This window comes from Methyloceanibacter sp. (assembly GCF_050999895.1).
Lineage (GTDB): Bacteria > Pseudomonadota > Alphaproteobacteria > Rhizobiales > Methyloligellaceae > Methyloceanibacter.
The window spans coordinates 15,994-31,818 of sequence record NZ_JBPCOU010000014.1 but is presented as its reverse complement, the minus strand read 5'-3'; the positions used below and the strand labels follow the sequence as shown (position 1 = coordinate 31,818).

The following is a 15,825-nucleotide window of genomic DNA, read 5'->3' as shown; positions in this document are numbered from 1 at the left end:
CCGCCCGCCACGGCCAAATCAGCCGTCAATCCATGTGCTGGCCGCCATTGATGGTGAGCGTCGAGCCGGTGATCCAGGCGGCCGCGTCGGCGGCGAGGAACACGACGCAGCGCGCGACCTCATCGGCCTCGCCCAAGCGCCCGACCGGAATCTGCCCGACAATGCTCTTCATCACCTCGTCGGAGACCCCCGCCAGAAGCTCCGTCTTCACATAGCCCGGCGCGACGGCATTCACGGTAGTGCCCTTGCGCGCGCTTTCCAGCGCGAGCGCCCGGGTGAAGCCGATCACGCCCGCTTTGGCCGAGCAGTAATTGGCGAGGCCGAGCTGACCCTTTTGCCCGTTGATTGAGGAGATGTTGACGACGCGGCCGAAGCCCCGCTCGCGCATGCCGTTGATCACCGGACGCGTCATGTTGAAGAGAGAATCGAGATTGGTGCGGATCACCTGCTCCCACTGCTCATGCGTCATCTTTTGCAGCATGGCGTCGCGCGAGATGCCGGCATTGTTGACCAGCACCTCGACCGGGCCGACCTCGTTCTCGACATTGACGATGCCCGCTTCGCAGGCGGTGTAATCGCCGACATCCCATTTGAAGACCGGGATCTTGGTTTCTTTCTTGAAGGCCTGTGCCGCATCGTCATTGCCGGCGTAGTTGGCGGCGACATTGTAGCCTTCCTTTTTCAAGGCCTTGCAGATCGCCGCCCCGATGCCACGCGTTCCGCCCGTGACCAAAGCCACTCTTCCCATGACGTCCCTTCCTTGGCGCACGTTGGCGCCGGCTTACTTTGTTGAAGCTGGGTCTGGCGCCTGGCTGCAATTGACTCGGCGCGAGATCCTTAACGACGATATATCGGCAATCAGTCCCGCTCGAGGCACATGGCGATGCCCATGCCGCCGCCGATGCACAGCGTGGCGAGGCCTTTCTTGGCATCGCTGCGCTGCATCTCGTGCAGCAACGTCACGAGCACGCGCGCGCCGGACGCCCCGATCGGATGCCCGATGGCGATGGCCCCGCCATTGACGTTGACCTTGCCTGCATCCCAGCCCAGATCCTTGTTCACGGCGAGCGCCTGCGCGGCGAAGGCCTCATTGGCCTCGATCAAATCGAGATCGCCGATCTTCCAGCCGGCCTTCTCGAGCGCCTTGCGTGACGCCGGGATCGGCCCGGAGCCCATGACTTTGGGATCGACGCCGGCCTGCGCCCACGACGCGATGCGGGCGAGCGGCTTCAGGCCGCGCTTCTTGGCTTCCTTGGCCGTCATCAATACCACGACGGCCGCGCCGTCATTGATGCCCGACGCGTTGCCCGCGGTCACGGAGCCTTCCTTGTCGAAGGCGGGACGCAGCTTGGACATATCGTCGAGCTTGGCGCCCTCGCGGACATATTCGTCCTCGCTCACCACCGTCTCGCCCTTGCGGGTCTTGATGGTGACAGGCGCGATCTCGTCCTTGAACTTGCCGGCCTTCTTCGCCGTCTCGGCCTTGTTCTGCGAGCCAACGGCGAACTTGTCCTGGTCCTCACGGGTGATCTGCCATTGCCGCGCGACGTTCTCGGCGGTGGTGCCCATATGGTAGCCATTGAAGGCGTCCCAGAGGCCGTCCTTGAGCATGACGTCGATGAACTCGACCGACCCCATCTTCTGACCGTTGCGCAAATGGGCGACATGCGGCGACATGCTCATGTTTTCCTGGCCGCCGGCAACCACGACCTCGGATTCGCCGGTCGCAATTTGCTGCGCCGCGAGCGCGACGGCGCGCAGGCCAGAGCCGCACACCTGATTCACGCCCCATGCCGTGGCGCCCACGGGAATACCGGCGCCGATCGCCGCCTGCCGTGCCGGATTCTGGCCCTGGCCGGCCGTCAGCACCTGGCCCAAGATAACTTCATCGACATCCTCGGCCGCAACGCCCGCGCGCTCGAGCGCGGCGCGGATGGCAACCTCGCCCAAAGTGTGGGCCGGCACGCTCGACAGCGAGCCGTTGAAGGAGCCGACCGGCGTCCTCGCGGCGCTGACGATGACAATCTCTTCGTCTTTCATCCTGATCTCCCACTTCCCAATAAGACCCAAGGTCATAGCGTAGTGATTCCCCCTGTGGAAGCCCACGCTTCGCGCCGCGTTAAGCGTGCGGCAAAGGCTCTGGTGCTACGCACAATTATCGTGCTACTGGTTTCGCAGTTGCGGCATAGAGTAGCCTCAGACCAGACACCGCGAACCAGTGGAGCTTAGAGACGTGGCAAGAGACGCTGACCAGGACAACCAGCCGGTCATCATCAAGAAGTATGCTAACCGGAGGCTCTATAATACCGATACGAGCACCTATGTAACACTCGAAGACCTCGCGGCCATGGTGAAGTTGGAAAAAGACTTCGTCGTCATCGATGCTAAGACGGGCGAAGACCTTACCCATGCGGTTCTCACCCAGATTATCGTTGAGCAGGAGAGCCGCGGCACAAATCTTCTGCCGATTCCCTTCTTGCGCCAGCTCATCCGCTTTTATGGCGACAGCATGCAGCGCCTGGTGCCGAGCTATCTCGAGTTCAGCCTCGACTCGCTGACGCGCCAACAGGCCGAATACCGCAAGCGCTTCACCGCGCCCTTCGGCACCGCGGCATTTGATGTCATGCAGGAGCAGGTGAGAAAGAATTTTGCTACCTTCGAGCGCGCGCTTGGCCTGTTCATGCCCTTTAATGCGGCGGAGAACGGCGAGATCAAGAACTACCATCCGCACGAGGGGGACGGAGCAGACGGCGCGGCGAAGGCCGACCCCAGCGAGGATGAGATCTCCACGCTGCGCGCGGAGCTGTCCGCCATGCAGGCACGGCTCGAGCAGCTGTCTCGCCGCTAGGCGGCAAGCTCACATCTAATAGTTAAGTGGTGCGCGGCTTCAGCTCGCCCAGGGCTTTCTCAAGCAGGCCAGGGGTCGCAAGCTCTGGCGCGCCGAAGAAATAGCCCTGCATATAGGCCACCCCGGCATTTTCCAGGAGCCGGGCCGTGCGCTCGTCGCCCACCCATTCGCCGACCGTGGTCACATCGAAATTGCGCGGAAGATCGATCAGCGCACGCACGAACATCTCGTCATCGGCATGCGCGCCGAGATTTTGAAAGAAGGAGCTGTCGATCTTCACCATGTCGACCCCGAGCATCTTCAGATTGCGGAACGACGTATAGCCGGCGCCGAAATCGTCGAGCGCGACGCGGCAGCCGAAACCTTTCAGGGCCTGCACAAACTTTATCGTTTCCTCGAGATCGGATATCGCCGCCGTCTCGGTGATCTCCACCGTGAGCCGCTCCGTCTGGCTGCGGTCCTTGCCGGTGAAGGCCTCGAGCGACGCGAGCCATTGCGGGTCGGTGGCCGTTGCCGCCGATACGTTCAACGCGAGCTTTACCTTGATGTTGGTGCGCAGGATCTCGGTTGCGAGCTCAAGATACGATGGTCGACGAGCTTAGCGAGCTGAACTGTTCCGCGACCGGAATTCGGCAGCTACCGCGATCGTGCCGTCCATACGCCGCATCCGCAGGAGGCATTCGTACAGTTTCCGGCTCGCGGCTGCTCGATGTCACGATCGGTTGCAAGGCGAGCAGCATGCGGCGATCGTTCAAGGCGCGCACGACCTCAACGGCGATGGCGACGGTGCGGCGGCGTTCCGACTCGCGGCGCTCGCAAGGGCGATAGAAGCGAACGGATCGTTGCGGTCGCTGCGCGCGCCGTCCAGGGTTTGCAAGGCGCGGCCGATGGCGGCTTGCGCGCCGGTGGCATGGTCCGGCAAGAGCAGCGCGCCGACCGAGATCGTCGCCGCAACTGCACCGACGCTCGTATCGACAACGCTGTCGCGCACCGAAGCCATGAGCCGGCGGCCGATGGCGTCCGCGCCCTTCACGTCGCAATCCGGCAGGATGATGCCGACTTGTTGGATGAAAACCTGCCGAGACAATCTCTGCCGCCGCAAGACACGGCCGATGCGGCGCCCAACAATGGCGATCACTTCGTCGCCGACATCGTAGCCATAGGTCTCGTTGATGAGTGTGAGATCGTTGACGGCAGCAAGCAGGAATGCGCCCTTGCGCGGGCCGCGGCCGACATCGGACAGGAGAGTGGTGAGCTCCTCGGTAAGGCGGGTGCGATTGAGTTGCCCGGTGAGCTGTCGTGATTGCTCAGATAATGCAGGCGCTCTTCGTGCTCGCGGCGATCGTCGATGACGCGCAGCGTGCCTTGCGCCTGGAGCGGGCGTCCATCTGCGTCGATGGCGCACACGCCGCTGTCCTCGACCCAGAGCGCAGCGGCGCCACGGCGCCCAACCGGCAGCAGCCGATAGCGCAGGCAGTAGCGGTGCTCTGAATTGGGACCGACATGAGGACCCCCTGTGCTTCCGTCGTAGCGCCCGCCGGCATGTCCAGGATCGACCAGCAGCGCGAAAGCGCGCCCCTGGGCGAGGCTCGATGGACTGGCGCCCTCGATCACCGATGCGGCATTGCCGGCCCATACGATGTGGTCGCTCGGAAAGGCCCAGCGATACGGGTTCGCGCACGCTGTTCAGCACGGCTTCCAGATCTAGCGGGCGGTCAGGATCGGCATCTTCGCGCCGCTGCCCGAACGCCTTGACGCCCGCAGGCGGGGAGTCGCTTTCCGGGCTTGGCTTTGGCAGGCGATCGTCGTCTTCGGCGCGCTCTTTTGACGATGACTCAAGGGATGCCCCTTCACCTGTACGGACGCATTTCGCGCCTCGTGCTTGGGGGCCGACCTTACGCAGCAAGCCTTAAAAAAGGCGGAAGTGAGAGCCCCCTCAGGCTTCTCCTATAGACCCTGGGTGCCGGGCAACGGCGCGCAGCCGGGGGCTTTCTCCGGGATTGGTTGACAAAAGCTTACGGGTTCGGGCGGCTGGGCTGAAGGAGTCTAGTCGGTGCCGCTGACGGTATAGTCGCGGCGCGCGGCGCGGATGGTGACGGAGAAACCGGCGATCACATCCACGAGCGTGATGAGCATGATGATGAAAAACACCGAGGTCGCCGCAGGTTGCCAATCAGGAACAGGATGAGGCAGGCGATGAAGACGACCAGCGACAGGCTATGGTCGATGACCGACTTGCCGCTGGTGCGGGTCGATTTCAGCACTTCGAGGAAGAGCAGGAACAGCGACGTCGCAACGAGCATATCGCCGAGGCTGATATACCAGGTTGCGCCCGAAGGCAGCGCGGGCTCGAAACGGGGAAGCGTGAAATCCGCGCCGCTTGCCGCGAACGCCACATAGGCGATCACGATGAAGGCGAGCAGCGGGATGGCGGTGAACCAGGCGCCTCGATTGGTGCGGCGGGGTGCGCGGCGCTCGGAGTCTTGATCGACCATCACCATGCCCGCCTACCAATCCAAAGGCTTCTACGCCTCTTCCTTGACGGCCAGCACTTGGCGGCCGCGATAACGGCCGGCCTTGAGGTCGATATGGTGCGGACGGCGCAGCTCGCCGGAATCCTTGTCCTCGACATAGGTCGGGGCGGCCAGCTTGTCGTGCGAGCGGCGGAAGCCCCGCTTCATGCGCGAGGTTTTTCGTTTCGGAACGGCCATGATGCGAATCCTATAAAATCGGCGCCGTACGGCGTCTTCTTGCCGCTCTTATAGTGGCAATCTTTTCGGCTGGCCAGAGCCGGAATCGCCTCTTTTCGGCCAAGTGCCGGCCAAGTGTCACGGCCGCACGCAATCCGCGCGGCCGGCGATGGTGGGCATTCTCCGCTCGATGGCGCCCGCAATCCGGCTCAACCGGCCGCCGGGCTTGCCGGCGTTGCGCACCCGCGGATTGGGCAGGCTTGCCGCCAGAAGCGCCGCCTCGCGGCGTGTGAGCTGCGAGGCGCTCTTGTTGAAATGATAGCGGCTCGCGGCCTCGGCGCCGAACACGCCGGGCCCCCACTGCACGATGTTGAGATAGATCTCCATCACCCGCCGCTTCGGCCAAACCGCCGAGATGGCATAAGCGAGCGGCGCCTCGAGCACTTTGCGCAAATAGCTGCGCCAGGTCCAAAGATAGAGGTTTTTCGCGGTTTGCATGGGGATCGTGCTTGCGCCGCGCAGGAGCCCGCGTCCTTGCGATTCCTGGATGGCATCGCGCACCGCGCCCCAATCCACCCCCCAATGCTGGCAGAAGCGGCCATCCTCTGCCGCGATCACCGCCAGCGGCAATTGCGGGGAGATGCGGTCGAGCGGGACCCACACCCTGCGCAGCGTATGTCCTTTGAGCTTCTCCACGATCATGACCGTGGTGATGGGCGGATCGACGAAGCGGAAGGCGACGATCGACAGGAGCAGACCCAGAAAAAGGGCGATGACGATCTTTGCTGCAAACTCAACCCAGTGGCGCAAATGTCCAGCCCCAACCAAGCGCGCCTCACGCGCCTTGCGCCCGCGACCCGCACCGCTCCGATTTCCCATGCTGGGCGGGTTCTACCCTCCAGTTGCCGCCGCGAGCAACGTGGTATTAGGTTTGCGCGCTTTTCCACCTTCGCGGCAACCACGCCGTTCAACGCCATTCGCGAGCCAGATGACCTTCCAGACCGAGCTCGACCCCATCGCCACTTTGGTGGAGCAGCGCCTGGACGCCTTGCTCGCAGAGGGCGAAAACGCGGGCACGTCAAACGCGCTCGCGCAAGCCATGCGCTATGCCGTCCTTGGCGGCGGCAAGCGCCTGCGCCCCTATCTCCTGATCCAGTCCGCGAAGCTGTTCGGCGTGGACGAGCGCGGCGCGCTCGATGCCGCCTGCGCGCTCGAATGCGTGCATTGCTATTCGCTGGTCCACGACGATTTGCCGGCGATGGACGACGATGCCGTCCGCCGCGGCCGCCCGACGGTGCATGTCGCCTTTGACGAGGCGACCGGGATACTTGTCGGCGACTCGCTGCTCACCCTTGCCTTTGAGATCATGAGCGGCGAGCGCGTCGATCAGGATACCGCCATCCGAGTCGAGCTGATCTCGCTCCTGGCGCGCGCCGCCGGCTGGCATGGGATGGCGCTCGGCCAGGCGCTCGATCTCGATGCAGAGCGCAACGACCTCACATCGGAAGAGGTCGCCGCCATGCAGGCGCTGAAGACCGGAGCGCTGTTCGGCTTCGCCTGCGAGGCGGGCGCTGTTCTCGGCCGCGCCGATGCATCGAAGCGCGCGGCGCTGAAAGATTATGCGTCTGCCCTGGGGCAGGCGTTCCAGCTCGCGGACGACCTGCTCGATGCGGAAGGAAGCGCCGAAGCTGTTGGCAAGGCCGTTGCCAAGGATGCCGGCCGCGGCAAGGCCACGCTGGTCGGCCTGCTCGGCGTGGACGCGGCCAAGGCTCGGCTGGCCGCCCTGGTGGTGGAAGCCGAAGCTGCCCTTGCGCCGTTTGGCGCCAGGGCTATCACGTTGGTGGCCACGGCCCAGTTTGCCGTCAGCCGTAAACGCTGATCGGGAAAAGCATGGCACCGCGAACGCAGGGCACCAAAAAAGCGGTCCGCGGGAGTCCTTCTGGGCAGCAGCCTTCAGGCATGTCCGCGCTCAGTTTCGATTTCTGATCGCAATTGCGGTGGGCATTGCCACAGCATTCCTCGTCCCCACGGTGCTCTCCGTGGAAGGTGTCATGGAGCGGACGCTCGCCGGGTGGAACGCGGGCGGCTGGCTGTTTCTGCTGCTCGTGATCGTCAAGATGTGGCACGCCGACGTGGAAGGCATCAAAAGCGAAGCCGATATCGAGCGTGAGAACCGCGGCCTCGTCCTCGCCATGGTCATTCTCGGTTCGCTCTTCACCCTGCTCGCACTGGTCGCGCAGCTCTCGACGATCAAAAGCGAGTACGGCATCGACCGCACGATCAGCATCAGCCTGTCGGTCTCGACGATCCTGCTCTCCTGGCTGCTGATCCACACCATGTTCGCGGAACGCGCACGAGTTTCACGGCGAGAGAAGCCGCGCGCCGCGCGGCAGTGGCGGCGGCCTGGAGTTTCCCGGCGACCGCACGCCGGACTATGTCGACATCCTCTATTTCGCCTTCGTCGTCGGAACCACGGCGCAAACCTCCGACGTCGAGGTGACCTCGCGTTCGATGCGCTTCGTCGTGATGCCGCACGGCATCCTGTCTTTCTTCTTCAATACCGCCGTGATCGCGCTGACGGTCAACCTCGCCGCGCAGCTCGTGCAGGGGTGACGTTCGGTCGTCTCGCGCCCGCGCTTCAACAGTCAGTCGCCGCAGGAGATGCGCCGCGTCGTAGACACGGCCCCAGCATCCGCCCCAGGCAGCTGCCGGCTCCTCGGCAGCGACGGCTGGCATAGAAGCAAGAGCAGGAGCGCACCACCAAAGGCGAGGTGCATCGGCGACCCCTACTCCGCCGCGGTGCGGCCGGTGAGGCCATGGCCGAAGCGCCGCTCGATATAGTCGAGCACCATAGTCTTGAAGTCGGCCGCGGCGGCCGGGCCTCTCAGCGTCGCGACCTTCTTGCCGTCGACGAACACGGGCGCGGCCGGCGCCTCTCCGGTTCCCGGCAGCGAGATGCCAATATCGGCCTGCTTCGATTCTCCCGGCCCGTTGACGATGCAGCCCATCACCGCGACGGACATCGTCTCCACGCCCGGATACCGGCGCTTCCATTCCGGCATCTGCTCGCGGATGAAATTCTGGATGTCGCTCGCGAGCTCCTGGAACGTGGTTGAGGTCGTGCGCCCGCAGCCGGGACACGCCGCGACGACGGGAACGAAGCTGCGCAGGCCCATGCTTTGCAGAAGCTCTTGCGCCACCTGCACCTCAAGCGTGCGGTCGCCGCCGGGCTCCGGCGTCAGCGAGATGCGGATCGTATCGCCGATGCCCTGCTGCATGAGGACGGCGAGCGCGGCCGACGAGGCGACGATGCCTTTCGATCCCATGCCTGCCTCGGTGAGGCCGAGATGCAGCGCGAGATCGGAGCGCGCCGCCAGCATCGAATAGACCGCGATCAGGTCCTGCACCGCGCTCACCTTGGCCGAGAGCACGATCTTGTTGGCCAAAAGTCCGAGCTCGACGGCGCGCTCGGCGCTGAGCAGCGCGGATTGCACGATGGCCTCGTGCATGACTTGGCGCGCGTCCTTCGGCGAAGCCGCCCGCGCGTTCTCGTCCATGAGCCGGGTGAGCAGATCCTGGTCGAGGCTGCCCCAGTTCACGCCGATGCGGATGGCTTTGCCGTGCCGCGCGGCGATCTCGACGATCTGCGCGAACTGCTTGTCGCGCTTGTCCTTGAAGCCGACATTGCCGGGATTGATGCGGTATTTCGCAAGCGCGACCGCGCAATCCGGATAGTCCTCGAGCAGCGTGTGGCCATTGTAATGGAAGTCGCCGATGAGCGGCGTGGTGACGCCGAGAATGTCGAGCCGCTCGCGGATGACAGGCACGGCCGCCGCCGCCTCGGCGCGGTCCACGGTGATGCGCACAAGCTCCGAGCCCGCCCGCGCAAGCGCCGCGACCTGGCGCGCGGTCGCGTCGATATCGGCGGTATCGGTATTCGTCATCGACTGCACGACGACAGGGGCGTCGCCGCCAAGGATGATGCCTGCGATGTCGACCGGAACGGAGCGCCGTCGCGCCTGCATGTCCATGGCCGGAAGATATATCAGATTTCTCTAGATCGCGCCCCCGCCGGCCGGTGCGTTTTTTGGCCCGTCCCGGCGGACTGCGCGGGCCTTTCGCAGGCTGATGATCAGCTGGGCGAGGATGGCCGCCGTGAGCACGGCCGCAGCCCCGCTGATCGCGGTCGCCAGGTCCGGCACGCGATCGGCCGTTAAGCCCTGCGCCGTCTCCAAGAGCGCAGCCAGCACCGTCAAGGCGGCCGCCACATAAGAGGGCTTCGGCCACGCCACGCACACGATGGCGGTCGCCGCGAAATAGATCAGGAAATGCTCGACCAGCCAGTGCAGCCCCGTGCGCAACTGCCATTCGACCGGAAATAAAGAAGCGAAGGCGATGGCCGTAAGGAGGACCAAGCTGCCGGCGACGGCAATCCACCGTTGTGACGTCATGGCGCCATTATACCGCGACGACGCCCCTAGGACGACAGGGCTGCGGCGAGCGCACCGACATTGTGCCGGAACATGTCGAGATAAGTCGGCGCCGGTCCGTCCGGTGGGGAGAGCGCATCGGAATAGAGCGTGCCTCCGATCTTGGCGCCCGTCTCGGAAGCGATTTGATCGAGCAGGCGGCGGTCGCTGATGTTCTCCAAGAACACGGCCGGGATTTTCTCCGCCCGGATCTGGCGAATAATCTTGGCGACATCCTGCGCGCTCGCCTCGCTCTCGGTGCTGACGCCTTCCGGCGCGATCACTTCCAGCCCATAGGCAGAGGCAAAATAGCCGAACGCGTCGTGGCTGGTGATGATGCGGCGACGCTCCGGCGCCAGCTTGGCGATCGCCGCTTTCACGTCGGTTTCTTCCTTGGCGATGGCGTCGAGATATTTGGCGGCATTCGCCTCGTAGATCGCTCTGCCTGCCGGGTCGACGGCGATCAGGCCGTCGCGAATGTTCGCCACATAGAGCTTGCCGTTGGCGAGGCTCTGCCAGGCATGCGGGTCGCTGACTTCCTCCGCGTCATGGTCCTCGCCCTTGTCGTCATCCTCATCGTCGTGGTGATGCCCCTCTTCGTGCATCTCGATGGGCTTCACGCCCGTGCTCGCGACCACGACGGCGCCCTTGAAGCCCGACGATGTCTCTAATCGCTGCATCCAGCCTTCGAAGCCGAGGCCGTTGACGAAGAAGATGTCCGCCTGCGCCAGCGCCTTGGCGTCGGTGGGCGTGGGGCTGAAAACATGCGCGTCGCCGTCCGGGCCAACGAGCGTAATGACCTCGACTCGATCGCCGCCAACATTCTTCACCATGTCGTCCACAATGCTGAACGATGCGACCGCCTTCACCTTGGCGTCTGCGGCCTGGCTCCCACTCGCTACGCCGAGCACGACCGCGAGCACCAATCCAAACCGAATGAGACCGCCTGTCATGACGTGACCCCTTGTCGTGGAACTTCAGGCTTCGAGATGCTTGCGCGGCGCGAGCGTCCAGATCAGTCCGCCTTTCGTGCCGACGTTCATGGAGACGAGATAGAAGGCGCCGCAGAGAAGAATGATGGCCGGCCCCGTCGGCACGTTGACATAATAGGACAGCAGCAAGCCGAGACAGCTCGCAGCGAATGCCGTGCCTACGGCGACCACGATCAGCCCTGGTACGTCCTCCGCCCAGAACCGCGCAGTGATGGCGGGAAGGAGCATGATGCCGACCGCCATTAATGTGCCGAGCGCCTGAAACCCGCTGACGAGATTGAGCACGACCAGCACGAGAAACAGGAGATGCGTGACCGAGCTTGTGCTGCTTACCGAGCGCAGGAATTGCGGGTCGAAACATTCGAGCACGAGCGGCCGGTAGATGATCGCGAGCACTAGCGACGACACGGTGGTGATCGCGGCAACCAGCAGCAGCGCCGCGTTATCGAGCGCAAGCACCGTACCGAACAGCACGTGCAACAGGTCGATATTGCTGCCCTTCACCGAGATGATGAACACGCCGAGCGCGAGCGACAGGAGATAGAAGGCCGCGAGGCTCGCGTCCTCGCGCAGGATGGTTGCCCGCGCGACGAGACCGGCGAGAATGGCGACCGCGAGGCCGGCCGCAAAGCCGCCGAGGCTCATCATCGGCAGCGACAGGCCGGCGATGAGATAGCCGATGGCGGCACCCGGCAGGATAGCGTGGCTCATGGCGTCGCCCATCAGGCTCATGCGCCGCAGCATGAGAAAGACGCCGATCGGCGGCGCCCCGATGGAAAGCGCGAGGCATCCGACCAGCGCGCGGCGCATGAAGGCGAACTCGATGAAAGGCTGGGTGACGGCGTCGATCATGCCGGCTGCCGCGCCCGCTCATGCGAATGCTCGTGCTCTTGCCGATCGCAAATCTCCGCATGCTCGTCGAAAGCCTCGACCAGCTGGCGCGACGTGGCGAGATTTTGCGGCGCGAGCACCTTGCGCGTATCGCCCCAGGCGACGACCTCGCGCGCGAGCAGCAGCGTCTTCGGAAAGTTGGCGCGCACCTGTTCGATGTCGTGCAGCACGGCGAGCACCGTGCGGCCTTCCGCGTGCCAGCGCGCGATCAGGGCCAGGAGGTCGGCGACGGTCTTGGCGTCAACCGCGCGGAACGGCTCGTCGAGGAGGATCAGCGCGGCATCCTGGAGAAGGAGTCGCGCGAACAGCACGCGCTGAAACTGGCCGCCCGACAGCCTCCCGATGCTACGCGCGGCGAGATCGAGCAGGCCGAGGCTCGCGAGCGCTCCCGTCACGGCATCCTTGTCGCTCGCGACACCGCCCCCGACGCCGATCTTGCGCCACAGCCCCATCGCCACGCAGTCGAACACCGAGATGGGAAAGCTGCGGTCGATGTCGATCTGCTGCGGGAGATAAGCGATGCCGTTCTTGCGTAGGCCGCAACGTGCGAGGCTTCCGCCGAGCGGTTTCAGTTCGTCGACAATGCCCTTGAGCAGCGTGGACTTGCCCGCGCCGTTGGGACCGACAATGGCGAGCAGGTCGCCCTGCGCCACCTCGCCTGTGATGTGATGCACGGCGGGATGGCGGTCATAGCCGAGCGTGAGATCGTCGAAGCGGAGCACGGGCGCAGAGCTCATGTCAAAGCCCACCACACCGCGAGCCAAAGCAGCGCCGCCACAGCCGCGACGAGCGTGAGGCGCGCTGGCACCGACAGTCTGAGCAGGGAGAACCCTGGGACGCTCTGCGCGCGATGCGTCCTCACGCCGCGCGCATCGGTAGGCGCCGATGGCGCGGTCGCAGCCAAGGAAGCAGGCGAGGTGCGCCGTTCAAGACTTGCGCGAGGCCCCATGCGAGCGTTCCTTGCCTAAGCGCTCAGTTGCGACTGGCAGTCTTGGCAGAGCCCGGCGATCTCGAGCGTGACCTGTTCGGGCGAGATTTCCTCAGGCGCCAAGCCAAGCAGCGCGGCCTGGTCGCCGTCGCTCAAGGCGATTTCCACGACCCTCTCGCAGCGGCGGCAGATGGCAAAAGCGAACTTGCCGTCGCAGGCGCCGTGGCCGCAGGCGACGAAGGCCGCGCGCGACTGGAGCCGATGCACCATGCCCTTCTGCATCAGATCGTTGAGTGCACGATAGACCGTGGGCGGATGGGCGATGCCCGCCTCCCGCACGCGGTCGAGAATGGCGTAGGCGCTCATGGGCTCCTTGGCGTCGCGCAGGCAGGTGAGGATCTCGCTCTGATTGCGCGACAGCTTCGGGGTCTCGTGATGATGGGCGGCATTCATGCGGTTGATATAACATAACAGGCCCGGGAGGCGTCAAGCGCCTTTGCTTTTTCGGGAACAGGTCGGGCTTGAAGCCGTTTAAATTTGGCCGATTAAGCCGTTCGGCCACTGCGCTGTGTTTGCCGATTTAACCAAACGAGATGAGGAAGACGCCATGTTGAGGGTCGTTGCCGCTATCCTGATCGTCTTTGTCGTCGTGACCGGAATCTGGTCGTTTTGGGAGACGAACGACGAGACCGCCACCCCCGTGACCGAGACGGACGCAATAGCCGCCGTCGAAACAGAGGCCGCGCCTGCCGCGCCGCCTATTGCCGAGCCCAGCACGGCCGCCGCCCCTGCGCCTGCTCCGGCGACTGCGGATACCACGCCGGCGCCCGCAGGCCAGACCGCAGCGCCCGCACCGGCTGACGACAAGGCCGCAACGCCGCCCGCCGATGACAAGGCTGCCGGCGGCGAAGCCGCCCCTGCCGCTGGAGGCGCTTCCGCCGATGAAGGCGGCAATCCGCAACAGACCGCCGAGAAGGCCGAGAAGGGTAGCCTGAAAAATCCGAACAGCGATCCGAAAGCTGTCGGCGAGGCGGGCCACAAGATCTACATGTCCGCCGGCTGCAACGGCTGCCATGGCGGCACCGGCGGCGGCGGCATGGGCCCGCCTTTGACCAACCCGATCTGGGTCTACGGCAAGGACGACGACACGCTGTTCCGCCTGATTGCGCTCGGCTCAGATGGCCTCAAAGCGCAGGGCTATGCGCGCAAGGGTTCCGAGAACGTCGTCGGCCCGATGCCTCCCCATGGCGGAATCGTCAAATCCAACGGCGATATGTGGAAGATCATTTCCTGGATGCGCACCATCAACCCATCTTCAGGCTCCTAGACTTCTAACCATGGCAGGCCGGTGAGCCGCACCTCGCCGGCCTCGCCTCATTTGCGTTTGGCGTCGTGTCGGACAGATCGTGCGCCCGCATCGTGTTCACCTGAACCGCGAAGGACCGCACGATCTCGCAAGCGCCGATCATCGTCTGGTTCCGCCGCGATCTCCGGCTTGCCGACAACGTGGCGCTGACCGAAGCTGCACACGGCGCGCCGATCCTGCCGCTTTATATTCTCGATGACGAAACGCCTGGACGCTTTCGCGCCGGCGGCGCGTCGCGCTGGTGGCTGCACGGCAGCCTTTCCGCGCTGAATGCAGACCTTACGCAGCATGGGGGCGCGCTGTGCTTAAGGAGAGGTGCCAGCCCGGATGTGCTCGCCGCTCTTCTCGACGAGACTGGCGCGCGCGCCATCCATGTTGCACGAGCTTATGAACCCTGGGACGCGTCGCTCGCAAAAACCATTGCGGAGATCTGCAAGGACAAGGGCGCGGTCTTCCGCCAATTCAGCGGCCAGCTTCTCTTTGAGCCTGAAGACATCAACACCGCCGACGGCGCGCCCTTCCGCGTCTTCACGCCATTCTGGAAGGCTTGCCGCACTCCGCCGCCTCCTCGCGCGCCACTCCCCCGGCCGAAGAAGTTGCTATTCGCAGAGGCCAGAAGCGACAGCCTCGACGCGTGGCACCTTCGTCCCACGCGGCCCGACTGGGCGGACGGCCTGCGCGCCACATGGAAGCCCGGCGAGGCGGCGGCGCAACATCGCCTCGCGCAGTTTCTCGACCGCCATCTCGCCAACTACGCTGATGATCGCAGCAGCCTCGATGTGCGGGCGACCTCGCTCATGTCGCCCTCCCTGCATTTCGGCGAGCTGAGCCCCAACCAGATCTGGCGCGCCGTAACCTCTGCAGCGGAGGCGAACGGAAAGACTCAGCGCGGCGCCGAATCTTTCCTGCGCGAAATCGGCTGGCGCGAGTTCTGCCATCACTTACTCTTTAATTTTCCGAAGATCCTCACGCAGCCGCTGCGTCCCGAGTTCGAGAACTTCCCGTGGCGCGACGATGAAGCGCCTCTACGCGCCTGGCAGAAAGGGCAAGCGGGATATCCGATCGTCGATGCCGCCATGCGCGAGCTGTGGCACACGGGCTTCATGCCGAACCGTGCGCGCATGGTCGTCGCCTCCTTTCTCGTGAAGCATTTGCTCGTGCCCTGGCAGCGCGGCGCCGACTGGTTCCTCGATACGCTGGTGGATGCCGACCTCGCCAGCAACCAGGCCAACTGGCAATGGGTGGCGGGGTCCGGCGCCGACGCGGCACCCTATTTCCGCATCTTCAATCCTGTGCTCCAGGGGCAGAAATTCGATCCGAGCGGCGATTACGTTCGCCGGTTTGTGCCGGAGCTCGCGAAGCTCTCCACGTCCGACATTCACGCTCCCTGGGATGCGCCGGGCCTCGCGCTCGCAGAAGCCGGCATCACGCTCGGCGAAACCTATCCCATGCCCTTGATCGAGCACGGCAGGGCGCGGAAGCGGGCGCTCGCCGCCTTCGAGACGATCAAACACACTTAACGCCGGTGACACGGCACGCCGTCCGGCCGAGAGGACAGGAGGGCCCGCTGCGGCCTTGCCGCGTCTTTGCATTGTTGCCGTCCCGTCGTTACTCTCACCCCAAGCCGTGAGTCGCCGCGAA

19 protein-coding genes are annotated in these 15,825 nt (G+C 64.7%); 6 read left to right on the top strand and 13 right to left on the bottom strand.

Annotation, left to right across the window (positions count from 1 at the left end):
• Positions 1-25: 25 nt before the first annotated feature.
• Both phbB and ACR2J1_RS01070 read right to left on the bottom strand, forming a co-directional pair.
• Positions 26-748 carry an acetoacetyl-CoA reductase gene (gene phbB, locus ACR2J1_RS01075; RefSeq protein ID WP_434017482.1) on the bottom strand — a complete coding sequence of 241 codons (723 nt, stop codon included), beginning with the start codon at positions 746-748 and terminating at the stop codon, positions 26-28.
• Positions 749-858: 110 nt separating this feature from the next.
• Positions 859-2,040, bottom strand: coding sequence for an acetyl-CoA C-acetyltransferase (locus ACR2J1_RS01070; protein ID WP_434017480.1), 1,182 nt, complete (start codon positions 2,038-2,040; stop codon positions 859-861).
• A 193-nt stretch (positions 2,041-2,233) separates the two neighbouring features.
• Here ACR2J1_RS01070 and phaR point away from each other — a divergent pair, with 193 nt between their 5' ends.
• A complete protein-coding gene (phaR, locus tag ACR2J1_RS01065; RefSeq protein WP_434017479.1) occupies positions 2,234-2,848 on the top strand; it encodes a polyhydroxyalkanoate synthesis repressor PhaR in 615 nt (204 codons plus the stop codon).
• A 22-nt stretch (positions 2,849-2,870) separates the two neighbouring features.
• Here the strand turns inward: phaR and ACR2J1_RS01060 are convergent, their stop codons facing one another.
• Both ACR2J1_RS01060 and ACR2J1_RS01055 read right to left on the bottom strand, forming a co-directional pair.
• Positions 2,871-3,395, bottom strand: a complete 525-nt coding sequence (locus tag ACR2J1_RS01060) for an EAL domain-containing protein (protein WP_434017489.1) — start codon at positions 3,393-3,395, stop codon at positions 2,871-2,873.
• A 204-nt stretch (positions 3,396-3,599) separates the two neighbouring features.
• On the bottom strand, positions 3,600-4,091 hold the full coding sequence (locus tag ACR2J1_RS01055; RefSeq protein WP_434017487.1) for a GGDEF domain-containing protein: 492 nt from the start codon (positions 4,089-4,091) through the stop codon (positions 3,600-3,602).
• Positions 4,092-4,147: 56 nt separating this feature from the next.
• On the opposite strand from ACR2J1_RS01055, the gene ACR2J1_RS01050 reads away from it, so the two are divergent.
• Positions 4,148-4,339, top strand: a complete 192-nt coding sequence (locus ACR2J1_RS01050; protein ID WP_434017491.1) for a hypothetical protein — start codon at positions 4,148-4,150, stop codon at positions 4,337-4,339.
• Between the two features lie 620 nt (positions 4,340-4,959).
• On the opposite strand, the gene ACR2J1_RS01045 is transcribed toward ACR2J1_RS01050, so the two are convergent.
• The 3 genes from ACR2J1_RS01045 to mtgA form a co-directional block, all read right to left on the bottom strand.
• Entirely contained in the window at positions 4,960-5,349 is a 390-nt protein-coding gene (locus ACR2J1_RS01045; protein WP_434017478.1) for a hypothetical protein, read from the bottom strand.
• Positions 5,350-5,373: 24 nt separating this feature from the next.
• Positions 5,374-5,559, bottom strand: coding sequence for a 50S ribosomal protein L32 (gene rpmF, locus ACR2J1_RS01040; protein ID WP_434017477.1), 186 nt, complete (start codon positions 5,557-5,559; stop codon positions 5,374-5,376).
• 117 nt (positions 5,560-5,676) lie between these two features.
• The gene (gene mtgA / locus ACR2J1_RS01035) at positions 5,677-6,417 is read right to left on the bottom strand and encodes a monofunctional biosynthetic peptidoglycan transglycosylase (protein WP_434017476.1); all 741 of its coding nucleotides are present in this window, start codon (positions 6,415-6,417) and stop codon (positions 5,677-5,679) included.
• Between the two features lie 109 nt (positions 6,418-6,526).
• Here mtgA and ACR2J1_RS01030 point away from each other — a divergent pair, with 109 nt between their 5' ends.
• Both ACR2J1_RS01030 and ACR2J1_RS01025 read left to right on the top strand, forming a co-directional pair.
• Positions 6,527-7,417: a polyprenyl synthetase family protein gene (locus tag ACR2J1_RS01030; protein ID WP_434017475.1), complete on the top strand. Its 891-nt coding sequence runs from the start codon at positions 6,527-6,529 to the stop codon at positions 7,415-7,417.
• 172 nt (positions 7,418-7,589) lie between these two features.
• Positions 7,590-8,276 (top strand): DUF1345 domain-containing protein, encoded by a 687-nt coding sequence (locus ACR2J1_RS01025; RefSeq protein ID WP_434017474.1) that lies wholly within the window; start codon positions 7,590-7,592, stop codon positions 8,274-8,276.
• A gap of 48 nt (positions 8,277-8,324) precedes the next feature.
• Here the strand turns inward: ACR2J1_RS01025 and ispG are convergent, their stop codons facing one another.
• The 6 genes from ispG to ACR2J1_RS00995 form a co-directional block, all read right to left on the bottom strand.
• Positions 8,325-9,569, bottom strand: a complete 1,245-nt coding sequence (gene ispG / locus ACR2J1_RS01020) for a flavodoxin-dependent (E)-4-hydroxy-3-methylbut-2-enyl-diphosphate synthase (RefSeq protein ID WP_434017473.1) — start codon at positions 9,567-9,569, stop codon at positions 8,325-8,327.
• Between the two features lie 24 nt (positions 9,570-9,593).
• Positions 9,594-9,989: a hypothetical protein gene (locus ACR2J1_RS01015; RefSeq protein ID WP_434017472.1), complete on the bottom strand. Its 396-nt coding sequence runs from the start codon at positions 9,987-9,989 to the stop codon at positions 9,594-9,596.
• A gap of 26 nt (positions 9,990-10,015) precedes the next feature.
• Positions 10,016-10,960, bottom strand: coding sequence for a metal ABC transporter substrate-binding protein (locus ACR2J1_RS01010; protein ID WP_434017471.1), 945 nt, complete (start codon positions 10,958-10,960; stop codon positions 10,016-10,018).
• Positions 10,961-10,984: 24 nt separating this feature from the next.
• Complete coding sequence (locus ACR2J1_RS01005) at positions 10,985-11,851, bottom strand: metal ABC transporter permease (RefSeq protein ID WP_434017470.1); 867 nt, start codon at positions 11,849-11,851, stop codon at positions 10,985-10,987.
• A complete protein-coding gene (locus tag ACR2J1_RS01000) occupies positions 11,848-12,627 on the bottom strand; it encodes a metal ABC transporter ATP-binding protein (RefSeq protein WP_434017469.1) in 780 nt (259 codons plus the stop codon). The genes ACR2J1_RS01005 and ACR2J1_RS01000 overlap by 4 nt, the downstream gene beginning before the upstream one ends.
• Positions 12,628-12,854: 227 nt before the next feature.
• On the bottom strand, positions 12,855-13,271 hold the full coding sequence (locus ACR2J1_RS00995; RefSeq protein ID WP_434017468.1) for a Fur family transcriptional regulator: 417 nt from the start codon (positions 13,269-13,271) through the stop codon (positions 12,855-12,857).
• A gap of 154 nt (positions 13,272-13,425) precedes the next feature.
• Between ACR2J1_RS00995 and ACR2J1_RS00990 the strand changes: the two genes are divergently transcribed.
• Together ACR2J1_RS00990 and ACR2J1_RS00985 are read left to right on the top strand one after the other, a co-directional pair.
• Positions 13,426-14,145: a c-type cytochrome gene (locus ACR2J1_RS00990; protein WP_434017467.1), complete on the top strand. Its 720-nt coding sequence runs from the start codon at positions 13,426-13,428 to the stop codon at positions 14,143-14,145.
• 122 nt (positions 14,146-14,267) lie between these two features.
• Positions 14,268-15,704, top strand: a complete 1,437-nt coding sequence (locus ACR2J1_RS00985; RefSeq protein ID WP_434017486.1) for a cryptochrome/photolyase family protein — start codon at positions 14,268-14,270, stop codon at positions 15,702-15,704.
• The last annotated feature ends 121 nt before the right edge of the window (positions 15,705-15,825 follow it).